The organism is Paraburkholderia pallida, from assembly GCF_004524855.1.
GTDB classification, from domain to species: domain Bacteria; phylum Pseudomonadota; class Gammaproteobacteria; order Burkholderiales; family Burkholderiaceae; genus Paraburkholderia; species Paraburkholderia oxyphila.
On the sequence record NZ_CP038150.1, the window covers coordinates 1,010,759 to 1,029,457 of the forward strand.

Below are 18,699 nucleotides of genomic sequence, written 5' to 3' on the forward strand. Positions count from 1 at the left end.
GACGTCGTCGAGCAGTCGGCAATCATCCGGCGCACCCTGCTCAGCTCGTCGCGCATCATGGTCGCCACGCCGCGCTACCTCGAACGTCATGGCACACCAGCACGGGCGGGCGATCTGGCCCAGCATCTGTTGATGCTGCCCTCGCACACACCGGTTTCGTAGATGTAGTTCGCAATCGGCGTGGAGCCGACGAAGCTGACCGCCTTGACCGCCGGATGCGTCAACAGTGCGTCGACCACCACCTTGTCGCCCTGCACTACGTTGAAGACGCCGTCGGGCAGGCCCGCCTCCTTCAACAGTCCGGCCATGAACACGGCCGCGGACGGGTCGCGCTCGCTGGGCTTCAGGATGAGCGTGTTGCCGGCGGCAATCGCAACCGGGAACATCCAGCAGGGCACCATGCACGGGAAGTTGAACGGCGTGATGCCGGCCACCACGCCGAGCGCCTGGCGCGTGGTCCAGTTGTCGATGCCGGTGGAGACTGTTCGGTGTAGTCGCCTTTGAGTAGTTGCGGAATTCCGCAGGCGAATTCGATCACGTCGATCCCGCGCGCGACCTCGCCCTGCGCGTCCGAGAACGCCTTGCCGTGCTCGGACGTGACGATCGCCGCGAGTTCGTCGCGGTGCTTGTTCATCAACTCGAGAAAGCGCAACAGGACACGGGCGCGGCGGATCGGCGGCGTGTTGCTCCATTTCGGGAACGCCGCCTTCGCACTGGCGACCGCCACCTCCACATCGGCGGTCTCGCCGAGCAGCAGCGTGCGCGCCCTGGCGCCGATTGCCGGATTGAACACAGGCTGCGAGCGCGAACCGCTGCCGCGCGTGCGTTCGCCCTGTATGAAATGCCCGACGTCGGCACTGTCATTGAACGCTTTCATACCCACTCCTTTGCAATGATTCGATTGGCAATGGAACGAGTGTAGAAAGGACACAGCGCCGGGAAAGACGCCGGCGCTCACAACAATGTTTCTTGCGCGGAAAAGGTTAGGGCCTGTTCACGCCAATGCGGGAACAGGCCCCAGGTGCCCGTACGGCGCAGCAGGCGCGCCGGGTGCCGCCTTACTCGTGCTCTTCCATCGAGCGCACGAGGTTGTTGCGCAGGCTGACGATGCCCTTTTGCATCCGCGCAAACTCATCGGGCTTCAAGCCCGTCGCTTCGACGAGGTCCATCGTCAAGCCCTTTTCGCGCAGCCTGCGGCCGTTTTTCGTGAGGCTGACGAGGACCTGGCGCTCGTCGGCGGCATCGCGCCTGCGCTCCAGGTAGCCCATGGCTTCGAGTTTCTTCAGGATGGGCGTGAGCGTATTGGATTCGAGGAACAGCTTCTCCCCCAGACTGCCCACGGTCTGATTGTCTTGCTCCCACAGCGCAATGATCGTGATGTACTGCGTGTAGGTGAGGCCGAGTTCATCGAGAATCGGCTTATAGGCCTTGCCGAACGCAAGGTTCGCCGAATAGACGGCAAAGCAAAGAAAGTCCGAAAGCTTCGGCGCGGCGGCAGCGGGTGAGTCGGTCGGCTTCATGAGCATAATCCTCGACGCGAAATGGCTCCTCAGGCCGAACAGTATATATCGCGCGCGATTTAATCGGAAGCACTATTTCGATGGCGCGCCGGGGCACGATCTGCCCCCGAGGGCTGCCGGCCCCCGATTAGACGCCGCCGTTGGCGCTTCAGTTGTTACATGAGGTAAAACGGCCGGCCCAGAAACCGTCCCCGCCCACTACCGACAAGGCTTGCGCCCGCGTACACCGGCTCTCGTCTCCCTCACGCGCCATTAATATCGCACACGATTTAATCGTTACCGCTTGACATAACACAGCGATCAGTCCACTATCCGTCTCACGCGATTCGATCGCACTCGATGCAAACTGCATCTCCCCCTTTACGCTAAGGAGTTCATCATGACCAGAATTGAAAATGTCCTGTACACGGCCAAGACCCACACCTCGTCCGGCGGCCGCAACGGCACCGCGCGCAGCTCGGATGGCCGCCTCGACATCAAGCTTTCGTCGCCGGGCTCGGCCGGCAACGGTACGAATCCGGAACAGCTGTTCGCGGCCGGGTGGTCGGCCTGCTTCATCGGCGCGATGGGTCTCGCCGCCAAGAAGTTGAACGTCAAGCTGCCGGACGACCTCGCGGTTGACGCCGAGGTGGATCTCGGCACTGCCGGCGACGCGTATCTGCTCCAGGCCCGCCTGAACGTCAGCGTACCGGGCATCCCGGTCGGTGTCGCCGAGGAACTCGTCGATCAGGCGCACCAGACGTGCCCGTACTCGAAGGCCATTCGCGGCAATATCGACGTCGTCATCAATCTTGTTTGATCCGCAAGTCCCCTTGAACCGGCGCGCCGGCTGAGCAGTCGACGCGAACGGTTCGTGAATTCGTGAATCTCTTTTGGAGTATTGTCATCATGAAGAAGCCCTACCTCGCCCACCTGATCGTCGCAGCCTCCGCCGTTCTCGCCTCGCAGGCCTTCGCCAGCGGCTATGGCCCCGCACCGTTCAATGACCCGCTCGCGGGCGCACCGGCATCGCAACGCGGTCAAAGCGTGCAAACCGTCGCCGCCGAGCGCAGTGAAGCGGTCGAAACCAACTATGCACAACGCGCGTATGGCGGTGTGGCCTACGAGCACTCGCATGCGGGCGGCCGGTCCGCGACGTTTGCGCCGGCCGGCGGCCTGTTCACCCATCATTGAGCCGGCGGATTGCCGGAATCGGTCTCCACAGTGAGAAATGCAGCTTGCCAAGTTGGGAAAGTGACCGTCAACAGCTCCTTGCCTGAACCGGCGAACGCACTACGTAAATTCATTTAGCGATGCTTATCAGGCGAGCCCGATGGCGCACAAAGCCACGGGCTCGCGGACCGCCGTACTCATTGACCGAAATAGACCGGCTTCAGGCCCGGGATTGCCGCCTCGGGCGCGGGCACCGCACGCGAGCCGGATGCCGACGAACCCGCCGCCACGCCGCCGTACCCGTTCGACACGGCAGACTCACGCGCAACGCGTGCTTCGGCCTGCTGGATCGGTACCGGATAGGTCGTCTGGTCGCCGTCTCCCGGGCGGTATCCGGCTTGCTCGAGCTGCACGAGCTGCTGCCGAACCTGGGCGCGCGTCACGGGACCGTTCGACTGAGCGAACGAAACGGCGGGTGCGGCGAGCGCCGCAGCGATGGCAATGGCCTGAACGAATGCTTTGACTTTCATGATCCACCTCGATGGCTGTGATGTGCCGCGAACGGTTGTTTGCAGCAGGTGGAGTCATCGTAACTATGCCCGTACTTAATATGAACACATGCGCAGTAACAACATTTGTGTCCGTCGAGAATAAGCCGCGCCCGAATCTGGCCTCCTCGCTTCTCCCTTCGCATGCCGCCGCGCGCTCGCGCAACCACGCGTGTCCGACTGTCGATTCCCCGGGCGCCACGGCGCGGACATCGTCGCGATTGACGCCTCGATTTCGTGAGGATACCTGTATGACTGCATCGGACAGTCCCGTTCCAATTGATGCCACGCCGGAAAAGCATTTTTCCCCGTGGGATCACGTATGAAGAAAGGCACGCCAGAACAGTATCAAGTGCCTCCGGCGTGATCCGTCGTTAAAGCCGTGCCGGCGCCGGGCCATCCGGCATGCCCCTGTCTGTCGCGTAAATGCAACCCGTCGAGGCCATTCGATCCACTGGAGGCCCGCCGCATAACGCTCGCAGAACATGAATGATTGATGACGGTCTTCGCGATTTCTCGAACCAGCGATATTTTTTTCCGTGCGGTATCGTCCCTTCCGTTTCACTCACGCCATTCGTCCATTGCGCAATCGCCGGAATCGCAGCGCAAACGCATTCAAATGAATATCGGAGAAATCGGATGAAATATCGGGATATTGCCCTCGCCACTTCGTTGCTGGTCGCGGGCACGGGCGCGGCGCACGCGCAGAGCAGCGTGACCCTGTTCGGCTTGATCGACACGAGCCTGCTCTATAGCAGCAACGCCCGCTCGAACGCCGCGAAGCCCGCGGCCGGCGGTGGGACGCAGTGGCAAGAGTTCGCCGGCAGTATATATACGCCGCGCTGGGGCCTGCGCGGGATCGAGGACCTGGGCGGCGGACTGAGCGCGGTATTCTGGCTCGAAAACGGCTTTAACTCGACGAACGGCACTTTCAAGAACGGCGGCGATCTGTTTGGCCGCCAGGCGTGGGTCGGCCTCAGCGCGCGCGAATACGGCACGCTCACGCTGGGCCGCCAATACGATCTCATGGTGACCTACGTGGCGCCGCTCAGCGCCACCGGCTCCGGCTTTGGCGGCAACCTCGCCGAGCACCCGTACGACAACGACAACCTGAACAACGACATGCGCCTGAACAACGCGGTGAAGTTCACCAGCGTATCGTTCAACGGTTTCAAGTTCGGGGCGATGTACGCGTTCTCGAACGCGGCCGGCGAGATTGCCAACAACGCGGCCTATAGCGCGGGCCTCAGCTACACCTACGGGCCGATCAACCTCGCGGCCGCGTACCTGCAGATCAACCGCGATCCGAACAACCCGAATGCGAGCGGCGCGGCCAGCACCGGCGACGGCGACGCACTGACGACCGGCGGCCTGCAAAGAATGTACGGCGTGGGCGCGCAATACATGTTCGGCAAGTCTTCGGTCGGCCTCGTGTGGACGCACTCGTCCACCGACAGCGTGTCCAGCCTCTGGTTCGGCGGCAGCACGAGCAACGGCGCGCTGCCCGGGCCGTCGAACGGCGCCGGCAACTACATCAAGTTCGACAACTTCGAAATCAACGGCCGCTACTTCGTGCTGAACAACCTGAGTCTCGGTGCGTCCTACACTTACACGATGGCGACGTTCAACTCCGCGCACAGCGGCGCGAACCCGCACTGGAACCAGGTCATGGCGCAAGCCGACTACCTGTTCTCGCCGCGCACCGACGTGTACATCGAAGGGGTCTATCAGCGTGTCGGCGGTGGCAATGGCATCGGCGCGTTCGACGCCGGCGTCTATACGCTCACGCCCTCGACCAACAACCAGCAGGTGGTGGTGGCGGTCGGGCTCAAGCACAAGTTTTAAAGGGCAGGCGCAGCGCCGCTGCGCCGTCACGCCGCCCTTGGGCGCCTGCACAACAGGTTTCGCAATGCCAGGCAAGGACAGTAAGGCTCGATTGTCAGTGCGGCCGCTGGACGTCGACAGTTGCCGCACACGGGTCGTCACGCTGGACCGAACGCGCGACAGACGCGTCGCTGCGCGCGTGATGCACTGCCCGTATTACTGCTTTTCGAGCTTCACGATCGTCAGCGCGCCGCCCACGTTTTCAACGCGCACCTTGACCTTATCGCCTTCGTGAACCCGCTTGACCATGCCGGTGTCCTTCGTCTTGAACGCCATCGTCATCGGCGGCATGCCGACGTTTTCCAGCGCGCCATGCTTCAAGGTGACCATGCCGCTGGCGGCATCGACATGCATGACCTGGGCATCCGTCAACGCGGCATTCGTCGCGGATTTCGTGGCCGACGGCTGCGCGGACATGTCCATGCCCGCCATGTCGTCGGCGGCCAATGCGGGGGTGGACACAACGGTCGCAACAGCAGCCACGGTTGCAACAGCGGTGAGAGCAGCAAACATCTTCTTCATCGGGTTTCTCCAGTTTCGGTAGCGGGCACGTTCATGCCCGGAGTGACGGCTTCGGAAAGCTGCGCGCGGTCCTGCCGCCTGATGCGGCGGCGTTGCAACAGGAACCACGCAGCGGGGATAACGAACATCGACAGCATCGGCGCAGTGATCATCCCGCCGACCATCGGCGCGGCGATGCGCTGCGTGACTTCCGAGCCGGTGCCGTGACCGATCATGATCGGAATCAGGCCGGCCAGGACCACGGCAACCGTCATCGCCTTGGGACGCACGCGCAACACCGCGCCTTCGCGAATCGCGTCGATCAGCGTGGCTTCGGTCATGGGTTCACCCAGTTCGAGCCGCCGGGTGAGCGCGCCCTTCAGGTACAGCAGCATCACGACGCCGAACTCGGCCGCGACGCCCGCGAGCGCGATGAACCCGACCGAGGTCGCGACGGATACCGCATGCCCGAGGATCCAGATGAGCCAGAAGCCGCCCACGAGCGCGAACGGCACCGTCGACATCAGCAGCAGCGCGTCGGCCGCGGAGTTGAACGTGAGAAACAGCAGCACGAAGATCACGACGAGCGTCACGGGGACGACCGTGCGCAGCTTCGCTGCCGCGCGCTCGAGGTACTCGAACTGTCCCGACCAGGCAATCGAATAGCCGGGCGGCAGCTGGACCTTCGCGGCCACGGCGCGTTGCATGGCTTTCACGGCCGTCTCCAGGTCCACGTTACGGATATCGACGTAGACGAAGCCGGCGAGGCGCGCATTCTCGCTGCGGATCGATGGCGGTCCGTCGTCGATCCGGATGTCGGCGACATCGCCCAGCTTGATCTGCGCGCCACGCTCCGTCACGACGGGCAACTGGCGCAGCCGCTCCAGCGAGTCGCGATACTCGCGCGGATAGCGAATGTTGATCGGAAAACGCTCCCGGCCCGCAATAACCTCGCCGACGTTCTCGCCGCCGACCGCCGACGAAACGACCGCCTGGATATCGGCGACGGAAAGCCCATAGCGCGCAGCGGCCTGCCGGTTGATGTCCACGTTGATATAGCGGCCACCGTTCACGCGCTCGGCCAGTGCCGAGGAAACACCGGGCACCGTTTTCAGCACCTGCTCGACCTGGGTGGCGATCCGCGCGATCTGCGCCAGGTCGGGGCCGGAGACCTTCACGCCCACCGGCGACTTGATGCCCGTGGAGAGCATGTCCAGGCGGTTGCGGATAGGCGGAACCCAGAGGTTGGACAAGCCCGGCACTTTCACCGTGCGGTCGAGTTCATCCTTCAGCTTTTCCGGCGTCATGCCGGGCCGCCACTGGCTGCGCGGCTTGAACACGATCGTGGTCTCGAACATTTCGAGCCCCGGAGCGGGGTCGGTGGCCGTCTCGGCCTGGCCCGCCTTGCCGAAGACCGTGGCCACCTCGGGCACCGTCTTGATCAGCCGGTCGGTCTGCTGCAGCAGTTCGGCCGCCTTGTCCGCCGAGATGGTGGGTAACGCTGTAGGCATGTAAAGCAGGTCGCCTTCGTCGATCTGCGGCAGGAACTCGCCGCCGAGCCGCGAGATCGGCAGCGCGGTCAGCACGAGCGCGACCACCGCCAGCCCGATGGCAAACCACGGACGCCGCAGCGTGGCTTCGAGCAACGGCCGGTACAGGCGCACCAGCACGCGATTGATGGGGTTGGACGTCTCATGCGGGATGCGCCCGCGTATCAGGTAGCCCATCAGGATCGGCACGAGCGTCACCGAGAGCCCGGCAGCAGCGGCAATCGTGTACGTCTTCGTGAAGGCCAGCGGCGCGAACAGCCGCCCCTCCTGCCCCTCCAGCGAAAAGACCGGGATGAACGACAGGGTGATGATGAGCAGCGAGAAAAAGAGCGCCGGCCCGACCTCGGCCGCCGAGGCGGCAATCAGCTCCCATCGCTGCGGCGTCGTGATGGGTTTGCCCGGATGCGCATGCTCGTATGCCTCCAGGTGTTTGTGCGCGTTCTCGATCATCACGATGGCCGCGTCGATCATCGCGCCGATGGCAATCGCAATGCCGCCCAGCGACATCAGGTTCGCATTGACGCCCTGATAGCGCATCACGATGAAGGCGGCCAGCACGCCGATCGGCAGCGACAGGACGGCGACAAACGCGCTGCGCAGATGAAACAGGAACACGGCGCACACGATGGCGACGACGATGAACTCCTCGATGAGCTTGTCCTTCAAGTTGTCCACCGCGCGTTCGATGAGCTGCGAGCGGTCGTAGGTCGTCACCACCTCGACGCCGGGCGGCAGCGAGCGCTTCAGGTCGGCCAGCCTGGCCTTGACCGCCTCGATGGTCGTCAACGCATTCTTGCCCGAACGCATGACCACGACGCCGCCCGCGACTTCCCCTTCGCCGTTGAGCTCCGCCACGCCGCGTCGCGCCTCTGGTCCGATCTGGATGCGCGCGACATCGCCAAGCAGCACCGGTGTGCCGGCGTCATTGGTTCGCAGCACGACATTGCGGAAGTCGTCCGGCGAGTGCAGATAACCCGACGAGCGCACGACATAGTCGGACTCCGCCAGTTCGACGACCGATCCTCCGGACTCCTGATTGGACTTGCCCAGCGCATCGGCCACCTGCGCCTGCGTGAGGCCGTATGCGCGCAGCTTGTCCGGATCGAGCACGACCTGATACTGGCGCACCATACCGCCGATGCTCGCCACCTCCGAGACGTCCGGCACTGCCTTCAGCTCGAATTTCAGGAACCAGTCGTTGAGCGCGCGCAGTTGCCCCAGGTCGTGCTTGCCCGTGCGGTCGACCAAAGCATACTCGTACACCCAGCCCACGCCGGTGGCGTCCGGTCCGAGCGACACCGTCGCGCCCTGCGGCAACCGGCTTTGCACCTGGTTCAGGTATTCGAGCACGCGCGAGCGGGCCCAGTACTGGTCGGTCTTGTCGTCGAACAGCACATAGACGAACGCCTCGCCGAACGATGAATACGCCCGGATGGTTTTCGCGCCCGGCACGCCGAGCAGGGTCGTCGTGAGCGGGTACGTGACCTGGTCTTCGATCACCTGGGGCGCCTTGCCCGGATAGGACGCCTTGATGATGACCTGGGTATCGGAGAGGTCCGGCAAGGCGTCGAGCGGCGTCTCCTTGAGCGAGTAGACGCCCCATGCCGTGATGAGCACGGTGGCGAGCAGCACCAGGAACCGGTTGTGAATGGACCAGCGAATGACGCGCGCAATCATTGGGCACCTCCCGCCGGTTCGACCTTCGTCAGCAGGTAGCCGCCATCTGCCTTCGTAAACACGAAATGCACGGTCTGACCAGGCTTCACGTCCGCGAACGCGTCGGGCGCGGGCTTGTTGAACGACATCGTCATCGCGGGCCAGCCGAGTGCCGGCACCGGCTGGTGCGAGAACGTGATATCCGCGGCGCTCACTTGTTCGACCTTGCCGGTGGTCTCATAGGTCGGGGCCGACGGCGTTGACGACGCGGTTGACGACGCTGGGGCTGCCCCGCTCGCTGCGCCCCGTGCACCGCCCTCGAGCCTCGGCAGGATCGATTTCAGGCTGGCCTCCGAGTCGATCAGGAACTGCCCGGACGCCACGACCGTCTCGCCGTCGTTCAGCCCGCTGACGATTTCCGTCTCGTTGCCGAAGTCGCTGCCAATGGTCACCTCGACCGGTTGCAGGCGCCCGTCCGCATTCTTGACGATGACGAGCGAGCGCTTGCCGGTGGTGATCACCGCCTCGGACGGCACCAGCAGCCGCGAGACCGGCTTCTGCGCCGCGACGCGCACGCGCATCAGCATGCCGGGGGTGAGGCTCGAATCAGCGTTGTCGACTTCGAGGCGCGCTTGCAGCGTACGGCTCGTGGTGCTGATGCCCGGCAGGATCTCGCGAATCTGCCCCTTGTAGTGCCGGGACGGGTCGCCGCTGAAGGTCGCGTCGACGCTCATCCCGGGTCGAACGCTCAACGCCAGGTTCTCCGGAATATCGACGATCAGCCAGAGCTTCGAGAGCCCCGAAATCTTTGCCAGCGTCTGCCCCGGCACCACCTGCGCGCCGTCGCGCACGTTCAGCTCGCTCACGACGCCGGTTTCCGCTGCGGACAGCACGTAATGGGTCTGCACCTTGCCCGTGCGGTCGAGACTGTCGATCACGCCCTCGGGAATCGAGAGGGCCCGCATGCGCGCGCGCGATGCCTCGATCAAGCTTCTGTCCATCCCGCCATGCCTGAGCGCGAGGTATTCCTCCTGAGGCGCCAGCCAGTCGGGGGCGAAGAGCGAGGCAATCGGCGCACCCTTCGTAATCCTCTGCATCGGCGCGCCTGCATACAGGTGGTCGATATAGCCTGTGACGCGCGATTGCACGACATCCGTCTGCGATTCGTCGAACTGCGTCGTGCCGACCGCGTCGAATCCTTCCGTGGTGTCTTGCCGGCGCACGCTCGCGTAACGGATGCCCAGGTTCTGCTGCAAACCCGGGTCGATCTTGACGCCGCTCGATCCGCCGCCGTCGTCGTCGGCGTAGACGGGCTCCAGCTGCATCGCCATGAACGGCGACGGGCCCGGTTTGTCGAAGTGCTGGCCCGGCACCATCGGATCGTGCCAGTAGAGCACGCGTTTCCCGGTCTTCGGATCGACCTTGCCGGCCGGCGCCTTGATTGCCGCGAGTTTGCCGGCCGTGCCGGCTGCTTCGGTCGCGGCATGGCGCGCACCCACGAAATAGCCGGTGCCGAGCAGGCACGCCCCCGTGAATACCAGCAAGGCCGCGCTGACCATGGGTTTAATCGTCATCTTGTTCTCCTTCACTGGGCGGCGGCCAGCGTTTGCGGCACCACCTGATATTCGAGCTGGGCCCACGTCTGCGAAACTTCGCGCTTGAGGTCGAGCAACTGAAGCCGTGCATCGACCTGGGCGCGGCGCGCGGCGAACGTGTCGGCCAGCGACCCGGCGCCGGAACGATACGCGGCGCTCGCCAGCTGCACGCGCTGGTCGACGGCGGGCAAGAGCGATTGCGTCAGATTGTCGATACGCTCGCGGCCGCTTGCGAGCGTGGCCGATTCCGTGCGGATATCGGCCTGCACCTGTCGAAGCGTGTCTTCGTACATCAGGCGCGCCTTGGTCGCCAGCTCCGACTTCTCGGCGACGTCGCGGTCTTCGATGTTCTTGCGGTTCAGCGGCAGCGGGATGCGCACGCCTACCGACACGAACTTCGAATTATTTCCGCCTTGCGCAAGCGAAACGTTCCACGTCCAGTTCGGCTTGCGGTCGCTTTCGGCCACCGCCGTGTCGGCGTCGGCCACGGAGATGTCCCTCGCCGCCGCCACGAGCGTCGGCTGGACATCGCGTAGCTCATCCGGTGGCAGCGAAGACACATAGGATTCCGGAGCAGGCGGGTCGCCTGCCACCTCGGCAACCGGCGCCGCGGTCCAGCGAGACAGTCCGATCAGCGCGGTCCGGTACGTTTGCGTGGCCTTGAGCATCTGGTCCTGCGTCTGCGCCAGCATCGCCTTCGCCTGCACTACGTCTCCGGCGCTGGCTCTCGCGCCGCGATACGAGGCCTGCGTCGCCTCGAGTTCGTGGGTCATATGGTCGAGCAGTTCCTGCTGCAACGAGAGCGCCTGCTTGGCATAGATTGCGTTCAGCCACGCCGTGGCCGTTTGCTGCCGCACGTTGACGAGTTGCTGGAGGTAGCCGGCGCGTTCGCGGTCCACCTGTTCGTCCGCCAATGTCGAGCGCAGCCGCCGCTTGTCGCGGGACACCCACTCCTGCTCGACGCCGATGCGGCGCATCGTCAGGATGTTCTGGCCAATCGTGAAGCCGTCCTGACCGTTGATCGGCAAATCGTCGATGCCCGCCGAGAGCACGGGCTCCGGCAACTGGCCCGCCTTGACGGCCGCCTCGGAACTGGCCCGCACGGAAGCCTGCGCGGCCTGCGTCGCGGTGGACTGATCGGTGGCGGCCTGCAACGCCGCTTCAAGCGTCATGGCCGTCTGCTGGGCGCGCGCAACGGAGCAGACGAGGAGAAGCACTGCGCAGACCAAAGGCACGCGCAGGGACGCACGCCGCGTCGACGGCGCGCTAAAAGAGAGAGGCATTTTCTAACCCCGAAGGCGGTGTGCCATAGGCACACCCTGTCCTGAACGCAGGACAACACCTCGCCGCGAATGCGGCGAACCGGTCAGATGGGGGTTAGACGGCTCGGGGAGGTCGCCAGAGGCCGGCGGGGGCGCGGCCCGTGAACGCTCCGGTGTAGTGGAAGACCACCGGACTGCCGCGCGTGACTGGACGGCTGACGGTTACGGGCACTGCGGGGTAATAGATGCTGGCGAACTGGCACTGGGCCGTTGCCTTGCAGAAGACGCCCTTGGCCTTGCCCGGCGACGATGACTTCGCCATGTCGCAGCCTGGCATGGAGACGGATGCGGCGCCGTCGCCGTGCATGGGCATGGACATGGACTGCTGCATCGGACAATCACCCGCCATGCCGGTCGCTGCCAGCCCGCTCAGGGGCAGCACCGCGCACAGCAACAGGAGGATGAGTGTCCGAAGGAGTTTCATGGCAATCGTAAAGGGTCGCGACATTCTACCGGGTTGCACATCGTTCTGCACAGGTCGGACGCATCCGGATGGAATGGATCCGGTGGCGCGCACTTGTTACATCGTGTCAGTGCACGATCCGGGACGATTTCTCCGGATACATTGGCATACAATAAATCGCACGCGATTTAATCTAACGCGATTGACATGCCGAAAGTCTTCCGGCAGACTGCATCGCATGCGAGTTAATCGCACTGGATGCAAATTCGCTCCCCTACTCATGCCGTCATTATTTGTCGAGGTACATCATGAAGACCCCATTGATCGCCGCCCTGCTCGTCGCCGTTTCTGCAGCCGTCGCCGCGCCGGCGTTCGCGGACGCGAACGACGCGCCACTGACCCGCACTCAAGTGCGTCACGAGCTGGTTCAACTCGAAAGCACTGGCTATGCGACGACGCGCCTGAACGGTTCGTCCTACCCGGACAACGTCCAGGTAGCCCTCGCACGCGTACATGCCAATGACGGAAGCGACGCCGGCTATGGCGGCACCGCCGACGGTGCGTCGCAGGCGGGCAGCAAGATCGCGATGGGCGCCGCGACGCCATCGCTGTTCGCCCACCACTGACCGGATCGCTCTCGTGCGCCGCGCTGATCGCGCCCTGCTCATCGAGTGAGGCCTGCCGATAGCGCGGCCCTTGACGTGGCCCTCAACGCGGCCCTTGGGCCGGCTTGTGTCCCAATGTATCCAACGCCGGCGCAGACACAACACCTTACGTGCGGCGCGGTTCGCGAACACACACCCGATACACGCAGGTATTCCAATACGACTATCCCCTGCCAACCCGAGTCCGACATGCACAATCTGCTCGAACCGCCGCTCGCGCTGCTCGCGGGCCTGTTTACGATCGCTTCGCCATGCATCCTGCCCGTGATGCCAATCCTGCTCGGCACCTCCGTTGAACGCTCGGCCCGCACGCGTCCGCTGTTCGTGATCGCGGGATTCATCCTGACTTTCGCGTCGTTCGCGCTATTACTCGGGGCGGTTTCGCATGCGGTGCACATCGCGCAGCAGGCTTTGCGCGATACCGCGACCGCCATGCTCGCGCTGTTCGGCTTCCTGCGTCTGTGGCCGCGTCCGTTCGAATGGGTGATGGCGCGCCTGCCCTGGCCGTCGTCGTTCGGCCCCGCTGCAAGCGGGCCCGGCAACGGTAATGCGGGGGGCTTCGTGCTCGGCATGTCGCTAGGTGCGGTATGGACGCCATGCGCGGGACCGGTGCTCGCCTCGATTCTCGTGCTCGTCGTCAAGGCACAGGATTTCCAGTGGTCGGCGCTGCTCCTCGCGCTGTACGCGGTTGGCGCGGCGATCCCGATGCTCGCCGTGATCTATGGCGGACAGGCCATGGTCCGCCAGTCGAGGCTGATCGCGCGTCACGCGCACCGGCTGCAACAGCTGTTCGGCGTGCTGGTTATCCTGACGGCAGCCGCAATTTATCTGCAGTACGACACACTTTTGTATGCCGCACTCTCGTCTTTCTTCCCTTCGTTCAAAGGGCTTTGATATGTTCTCGAAGCTCAAGAACGCGGCGCCGGAATTCACGGGCATCAACACCTGGCTCAACACCGCAACGTTGACCATGCAGAAACTGCGCGGCAAAGTCGTGCAGATCGACTTCTGGACCGTCACGCCAAGCGCGTAGAGATCGCCGCGCGCATCGATCGACGGCGCTGCGCTCAGTCGCGATCGGCCGGCGGCGGCCGGTACTCGATCTCGCCGCCCGGCAAGAAGTACAGAATCAGCGCTCGCTTCGTGACCGTCGGGAAATGCTCGCTGAGCGGAGCGAACACGCGCCAGCCCGCGCCATGACCACAGAACTGCGCGCCCGCTTCGAGCGGAATGATCATGTTGATCTCGCCGTTCGTGTGACAGTGGTACTGGCCTTTTACATCGCGCAGCAATCCGCTTTCGATGCTCATTCCGGCCGTCTCTGGCGACGGCTCTGCAATGCGCCCTCGCCGGTAATCCGTACCGTCGATCTCGATGTATGCCGCCCAGCCTTCTTCGACACCGGCCTTCATCAAGCGCGTGAGGCTCGCATACGATTGCGTGCCGACGCCAAATTCGCGATTCAACTTCGATTCGAGGTCGGCGTCCAGCGCATGTCCGCGGATGCCATCGCACACTGCATGCAGCAGTGCCAGCATCTCGCCCTTGTGTGTTCCTGTCGGCAACATCATGTCTCCCTCCTCGTTAATCGTGGACCGGCCTTGTCTCGCACTACGACAGGCCGAAAAACTCATGGGCGTTTGCGCCGAGCATTCGCGCCTTCGAACGCGAGTCGAAACCGGCGTGCTCCTCGATCAGCGAACCGATGCGTTTTTCGCCGAGCGGAAACGGATAATCCGAGCCGAGCATGACACGCTCCTCGCCCATCACCTCCACGAGCAGCGTCAACGCCTTGGGGTCGAACACGGCGCTGTCGACCGAGAATCGATCCACATACGACGACGGTAGATTCGGGCAATCCTTGCGAACGATATCGCGCTCGCGCCATGCGTTGTCGACTCGCCCGAGCAGGAACGAGAAGCTGCCGCCACCATGTGCGAAGCATAGCTTGAGTGAACGGGGAATGCGTTCGAACGCCCCTGAGAGAATCAGCGAGAGGATGCTCAGTTGCGTTTCCGCCGGCATGGCGACGAGCCACGGCAGCATCCAGTGCTTCATGCGCGCGTCCGTCATCATGTCCCACGGGTGAACGAGGACCGGGATGCCTTCATTCGCGCAATGGGTGAGGAACTGCACGAGCCCCTCATCGTCGAGGTCTTTCGGCCCGACATGGTTGCCGATCTGCACACCGCGATGCCCCGCCGCGAAAGCGCGTGACGCCTCCTCGCAGGCAAGATCGATGTCCTGCAGCGGAACTTGGGCGAGGACCATCAACCGGCTGGGTGCAACCGAGCACATCTCGAGTGCCCGGTCGTTCATTGCCCGCGCCCACTGAAGCGTGACGTCCCCGCGATAGCGATAGCCGAACATCACCGGCGTCGCGCACATCAGCTGCACGTCGACGCCCAGTTTATCGAGTTCCTCGATCCGCCGCTGCGGATCCCAAAGCGCGCGTGTCACCGGACGGAAGGCCTGGTTGCCGCTCATGATCATGCCCGTCTCGCCGCCCGGGTCGATCGCCAGCCAGGGGGCCTGCGCGGCGTCGAGCCGTGCAGCCTCCTCGCGGGTAATCGCGGGGAAGAAATGCGAATGCATGTCGATGCGAAGTGTCATCGCTGAGTCCCCCGCGATCGAGCAGATCAGCTCGACGCAATCAGGTTGAATACGCCGGGCGGCAGCCCGATATCGCGCATCACTTCCGCAAGCAGCGTGGCCGATGTCGGCGTTTCCTCCGAGGGCTTGGCCACCACGCAATTGCCCATCGCGAGCGCCGGCGCGACCTTCCAGGTGAACAGCAACAACGCTCGGCAACGAATCACGCGCTCGAGTGTTCGAAGTCATGTGTTCTCCCGCTGACTGGATGGGTGAGAACTAGTCTATGAACAGGCGGCCACGTTGAATAATCAATAATTCCCGTGCGGCTATAAAGAATCGGAATAGCCAGGCTCAGGCTCACAGCGCCCGGGAGGCCTCAGCGACTTCCCGCAGGCATTCCACGAACGCGTCGCCCGCCGGGCTCAGATCCTTGTTGCTTCGCACCGAATAGCCAACCGTGCCGAACGAGCCGGTTTCCGGGAGATCCACGATGCGCAGCAAGCCCGCGTGCACGAACTGCGCCGCGGCCACGCGAGGCATCAACGCCACGCGCGGCGTTTCGAGCAACAGGCCGAGGTTCGTCAAGACCGAGAGCGACTCGATCAGATCCTCCGGCAATGCCAGATTGGCATTGCGGAACATGCGCTCGATCGAGATCCGCAAGGGAGATTCCGTGGTGGGAAAGATCCATGGCGCAGTAGCCAGATCGCGCAAGGAATGAACGGACGCAATGTCCAATGCGTGACGCGCCCCGACCACGATCGACAGCGAGTCTTCAAACAACGCGTGATGCTCCAGAGGGAACGCATCGGCGATCGGTAACTCGAGTTCCGGAAGCCGGCCGACGACGATGTCGAGCTCTCCGGTCGCCAGCGCCGGGAACATCTGGGCGGTGGGCCCCTCGCGCACCGTCACCCTGATCGAAGGCGCGCGCTCCTTGAGCCGGCTGATCGCCATGGGCAGCAGGCGCGCGGACGCCGAGATCAGCGTGCCCACCACGATATGACCCGCCCGCCCGAAACGAAATTGATCGAGTTCCTGACTCATATGACGAAACTCGGAGAGCAGCGACTTGATGCGCCGCCCAACGACCATGCCGAGGTCGGTCGGAACGACACCGCGATTGGTGCGGGCGAACAGCTCGCCCTCCAGCGCCGCTTCCAGCTCCTGAATCACCTTGGTCACCGCCGGCTGGGTCAAGCCCAGATCATGGGCGGCACGCAGAATCGAACCGGTCTCCACGACACGATCGAAGATCAGAAGCTGGCTGAGCTTCAGGTTCCGGCTCAGCCCAATCTGGCTGATGGGATGGCGACGCATGGCACGCCCCTCTTATGCGGCAGGATGGTAGGCGAACATTATCAGCATCGCGGGCCAGGCGCGAATCAACAGCAGCAGACTCAGGTCGATTTCGGCACGGCAGCTCGTCCCGGATGAACGGTTCCGCAGTGTGGGCAGCGCCGTTTCTCTTCCGATTCGTAGAACGATGCGAACAGCGGCGGCAGATCGTCGACGATGCTGTTCAGCTGGACTTCGACACGATGAACCCGTTGATCGCAATGCCCGCAGTACCACTCGAAGCCGTCGATCGCACCCGGTGCGCGTTGCCGCTCGATGACGAGGCACACGCTGCCGGCTTCCGGGCGTTGCGGGGAATGACGCACATGAGCCGGGAGCAGAAAGATATCGCCTTCCCGCAGGTCGACGCGCTCCCGCTTCCCGTCGTCGATGATGTTCACATAAGCGTTGCCCTTGAGCTGATAGAAGAACTCCTCATGCGGATCGTCGTGATAGTCCGTCCGAAAGTTCGGGCCTCCGACGATCGTGACGATCATGTCGCTGTCTTTCCAGATCTGCTGATTCCCCACCGGGGGCTTGAGCAGGTGCGCATGCTCGTCGATCCATCGGCTGAAGTTAATTGATTTTCCGTATTTCAACATGCCTCTCTCCTCTCGACGGGCTCGGGCTCAGTGCGCCTTGTCGAGCGGAAACCAAGCGATACCCTTGATTTCGATGACCAGCAGCGGGTGAGGCAACTGGTGGGCCGCGACCGTTGTCCGGGCCGGACCGTTCTCGTCGAAGTACTCGCCATAAGCCTCGTTGTAGCCGCCGAAGTCGTTCATTTTGACAAGAAAAGTCGTGACCTCGACGAGGTTCGACAGATCGGCACCCTGCGAACGAAGAATGTCCTGCATGTTTTCGATCACCGCGCGCGTCTGCTCGCGAATATCGACCCTGGCCGTGCCGAGACCATCTGCCGTCGCGCCTACGAACGTGTTATCAGGACGCCGCGAACTCGCTCCCGAAACGAACAGGAAATCGCCGGCCCGCACCCCGTGGGGAAAACGTCCGCGGGGCTTGGCCTTTCCTTCTACGACTCGACCTTGAGAGAGCTGAGACATATCTGTGTCCTGTGAGGGTTCCGTGCTCAGGCAGCGCGATCCATGCCGGCGCAGCCGTGCGTAACACGCTCTACTCTAGACAGCCGGCAGCAGCCCGGACAATCAAACTTTTCCGTTCTGGTATGCGATATTGGAATAGCTGGGTCGTGGACGCAAGACTCGTACCAACGGGGCACCACCGCCTTTCAACACGTCACGTCGCAGTCCCATCCGTGCCAGTTTGAGCTCCCGCAGCCTCGCCCGAGCCATTTGCGGTCTCTGCCTGGCCCGCAAACCAGTCCTCCACGCTATCGATACGCATTGCGAAGCAATCGCGTTGCCGCGCGTAGGTGGTTGCACCCATGCGCCCGACTGGCCGATAGGCCCGCTCGTCCACATACATCCGTGCGGGGTCGACAAGGCCCTCGCGCGCATGAAAACGCACCACCTCGCCGACGATCAGTTCGCCCCGCGGCCCCAGCACGAGTGACGCGACGCGCCGGCATTCGAGCGAGAACGGCGCCTCTGCGACGCGCGGCACCGCGATGTCGACACCATCGACCAGCGTCAGTCCCGCCGCAGTGATTTCACTGTGCCCAGGCGGAAAGTCGATGGCCGCGATATTGACCGCTTTCACCAGATCCTCGTCGACGAGATTGACGACGAAGACACCCGTGGCAGCGATATTTCTGGCCGTATCTTTCACGCCACCGTCGAACCGCTTCTGAACACCGAGGACAACGATGGGCGGGTCGGGCGAGAACACATTGAAGAAACTAAACGGAGCCGCATTGACCGAGCCATCCTCGCCAACGCTCGTCACAAACGCAATGGGCCGTGGCACCACGCTCGCCGAAAGCAGCTTGTACCGATCACGAGGATGCATTGACGCCATCGAAGCCGAAAAAGTCATGAAGCTGTCTCCGT

Annotated in this window: 18 protein-coding genes and 3 pseudogenes; 6 read left to right on the forward strand and 15 right to left on the reverse strand. The window is 63.5% G+C overall.

Going from position 1 to position 18,699, the window contains the following annotated elements; genetic code table 11:
• Positions 1-149: 149 nt before the first annotated feature.
• Positions 150-877: pseudogene (locus tag E1956_RS31050) on the reverse strand (aldehyde dehydrogenase family protein); the annotation flags it as partial.
• Between the two features lie 181 nt (positions 878-1,058).
• Complete coding sequence (locus E1956_RS31055) at positions 1,059-1,520, reverse strand: MarR family winged helix-turn-helix transcriptional regulator (RefSeq protein ID WP_134756444.1); 462 nt, start codon at positions 1,518-1,520, stop codon at positions 1,059-1,061.
• Positions 1,521-1,899: 379 nt separating this feature from the next.
• Between E1956_RS31055 and E1956_RS31060 the strand changes: the two genes are divergently transcribed.
• Entirely contained in the window at positions 1,900-2,319 is a 420-nt protein-coding gene (locus E1956_RS31060) for an organic hydroperoxide resistance protein (protein WP_134756446.1), read from the forward strand.
• Between the two features lie 89 nt (positions 2,320-2,408).
• On the forward strand, positions 2,409-2,693 hold the full coding sequence (locus E1956_RS31065; protein ID WP_134756448.1) for a hypothetical protein: 285 nt from the start codon (positions 2,409-2,411) through the stop codon (positions 2,691-2,693).
• 176 nt (positions 2,694-2,869) lie between these two features.
• On the opposite strand, the gene E1956_RS31070 is transcribed toward E1956_RS31065, so the two are convergent.
• On the reverse strand, positions 2,870-3,202 hold the full coding sequence (locus tag E1956_RS31070) for a DUF4148 domain-containing protein (RefSeq protein ID WP_134756450.1): 333 nt from the start codon (positions 3,200-3,202) through the stop codon (positions 2,870-2,872).
• A gap of 657 nt (positions 3,203-3,859) precedes the next feature.
• On the opposite strand from E1956_RS31070, the gene E1956_RS31075 reads away from it, so the two are divergent.
• Entirely contained in the window at positions 3,860-5,065 is a 1,206-nt protein-coding gene (locus tag E1956_RS31075) for a porin (protein WP_134756452.1), read from the forward strand.
• Between the two features lie 195 nt (positions 5,066-5,260).
• Here the strand turns inward: E1956_RS31075 and E1956_RS31080 are convergent, their stop codons facing one another.
• The 5 genes from E1956_RS31080 to E1956_RS31100 all read right to left on the reverse strand — a co-directional run bounded on the left by E1956_RS31080 (position 5,261) and on the right by E1956_RS31100 (position 12,152).
• Entirely contained in the window at positions 5,261-5,626 is a 366-nt protein-coding gene (locus E1956_RS31080) for a copper-binding protein (protein WP_134756454.1), read from the reverse strand.
• Positions 5,623-8,832, reverse strand: coding sequence for an efflux RND transporter permease subunit (locus E1956_RS31085; RefSeq protein WP_134756456.1), 3,210 nt, complete (start codon positions 8,830-8,832; stop codon positions 5,623-5,625). Before E1956_RS31085 ends, E1956_RS31080 begins: the two co-directional genes overlap by 4 nt.
• Complete coding sequence (locus tag E1956_RS31090) at positions 8,829-10,385, reverse strand: efflux RND transporter periplasmic adaptor subunit (protein ID WP_134756458.1); 1,557 nt, start codon at positions 10,383-10,385, stop codon at positions 8,829-8,831. Before E1956_RS31090 ends, E1956_RS31085 begins: the two co-directional genes overlap by 4 nt.
• A gap of 11 nt (positions 10,386-10,396) precedes the next feature.
• Positions 10,397-11,689, reverse strand: coding sequence for a TolC family protein (locus tag E1956_RS31095; protein ID WP_134756460.1), 1,293 nt, complete (start codon positions 11,687-11,689; stop codon positions 10,397-10,399).
• 94 nt (positions 11,690-11,783) lie between these two features.
• On the reverse strand, positions 11,784-12,152 hold the full coding sequence (locus E1956_RS31100; RefSeq protein ID WP_134756462.1) for a hypothetical protein: 369 nt from the start codon (positions 12,150-12,152) through the stop codon (positions 11,784-11,786).
• Positions 12,153-12,439: 287 nt separating this feature from the next.
• On the opposite strand from E1956_RS31100, the gene E1956_RS31105 reads away from it, so the two are divergent.
• The 3 genes and pseudogenes from E1956_RS31105 to E1956_RS31115 form a co-directional block, all read left to right on the forward strand.
• Entirely contained in the window at positions 12,440-12,757 is a 318-nt protein-coding gene (locus E1956_RS31105; protein ID WP_134756464.1) for a DUF4148 domain-containing protein, read from the forward strand.
• 228 nt (positions 12,758-12,985) lie between these two features.
• The gene (locus E1956_RS31110) at positions 12,986-13,690 is read left to right on the forward strand and encodes a cytochrome c biogenesis CcdA family protein (RefSeq protein WP_134756466.1); all 705 of its coding nucleotides are present in this window, start codon (positions 12,986-12,988) and stop codon (positions 13,688-13,690) included.
• Between the two features lie 22 nt (positions 13,691-13,712).
• Positions 13,713-13,817, forward strand: a pseudogene (locus E1956_RS31115) (thioredoxin); the annotation flags it as partial.
• 46 nt (positions 13,818-13,863) lie between these two features.
• Here the strand turns inward: E1956_RS31115 and E1956_RS31120 are convergent.
• The 7 genes and pseudogenes from E1956_RS31120 to E1956_RS31150 form a co-directional block, all read right to left on the reverse strand.
• Entirely contained in the window at positions 13,864-14,367 is a 504-nt protein-coding gene (locus E1956_RS31120; protein ID WP_232071908.1) for a 4-hydroxylaminobenzoate lyase, read from the reverse strand.
• 40 nt (positions 14,368-14,407) lie between these two features.
• Positions 14,408-15,409 carry an amidohydrolase family protein gene (locus tag E1956_RS31125; protein ID WP_134756468.1) on the reverse strand — a complete coding sequence of 334 codons (1,002 nt, stop codon included), beginning with the start codon at positions 15,407-15,409 and terminating at the stop codon, positions 14,408-14,410.
• A 38-nt stretch (positions 15,410-15,447) separates the two neighbouring features.
• Positions 15,448-15,597 (reverse strand): annotated as a pseudogene (locus E1956_RS31130) (aldehyde dehydrogenase family protein); the annotation flags it as partial.
• Positions 15,598-15,748: 151 nt separating this feature from the next.
• Entirely contained in the window at positions 15,749-16,711 is a 963-nt protein-coding gene (locus E1956_RS31135) for a LysR family transcriptional regulator (RefSeq protein WP_134756470.1), read from the reverse strand.
• 80 nt (positions 16,712-16,791) lie between these two features.
• Positions 16,792-17,331 carry a 3-hydroxyanthranilate 3,4-dioxygenase gene (locus E1956_RS31140; RefSeq protein ID WP_134756472.1) on the reverse strand — a complete coding sequence of 180 codons (540 nt, stop codon included), beginning with the start codon at positions 17,329-17,331 and terminating at the stop codon, positions 16,792-16,794.
• A gap of 27 nt (positions 17,332-17,358) precedes the next feature.
• A complete protein-coding gene (locus tag E1956_RS31145) occupies positions 17,359-17,793 on the reverse strand; it encodes a RidA family protein (protein WP_134756474.1) in 435 nt (144 codons plus the stop codon).
• 193 nt (positions 17,794-17,986) lie between these two features.
• Positions 17,987-18,685, reverse strand: a complete 699-nt coding sequence (locus tag E1956_RS31150; RefSeq protein ID WP_232071910.1) for a flavin reductase family protein — start codon at positions 18,683-18,685, stop codon at positions 17,987-17,989.
• Positions 18,686-18,699: the final 14 nt, after the last annotated feature.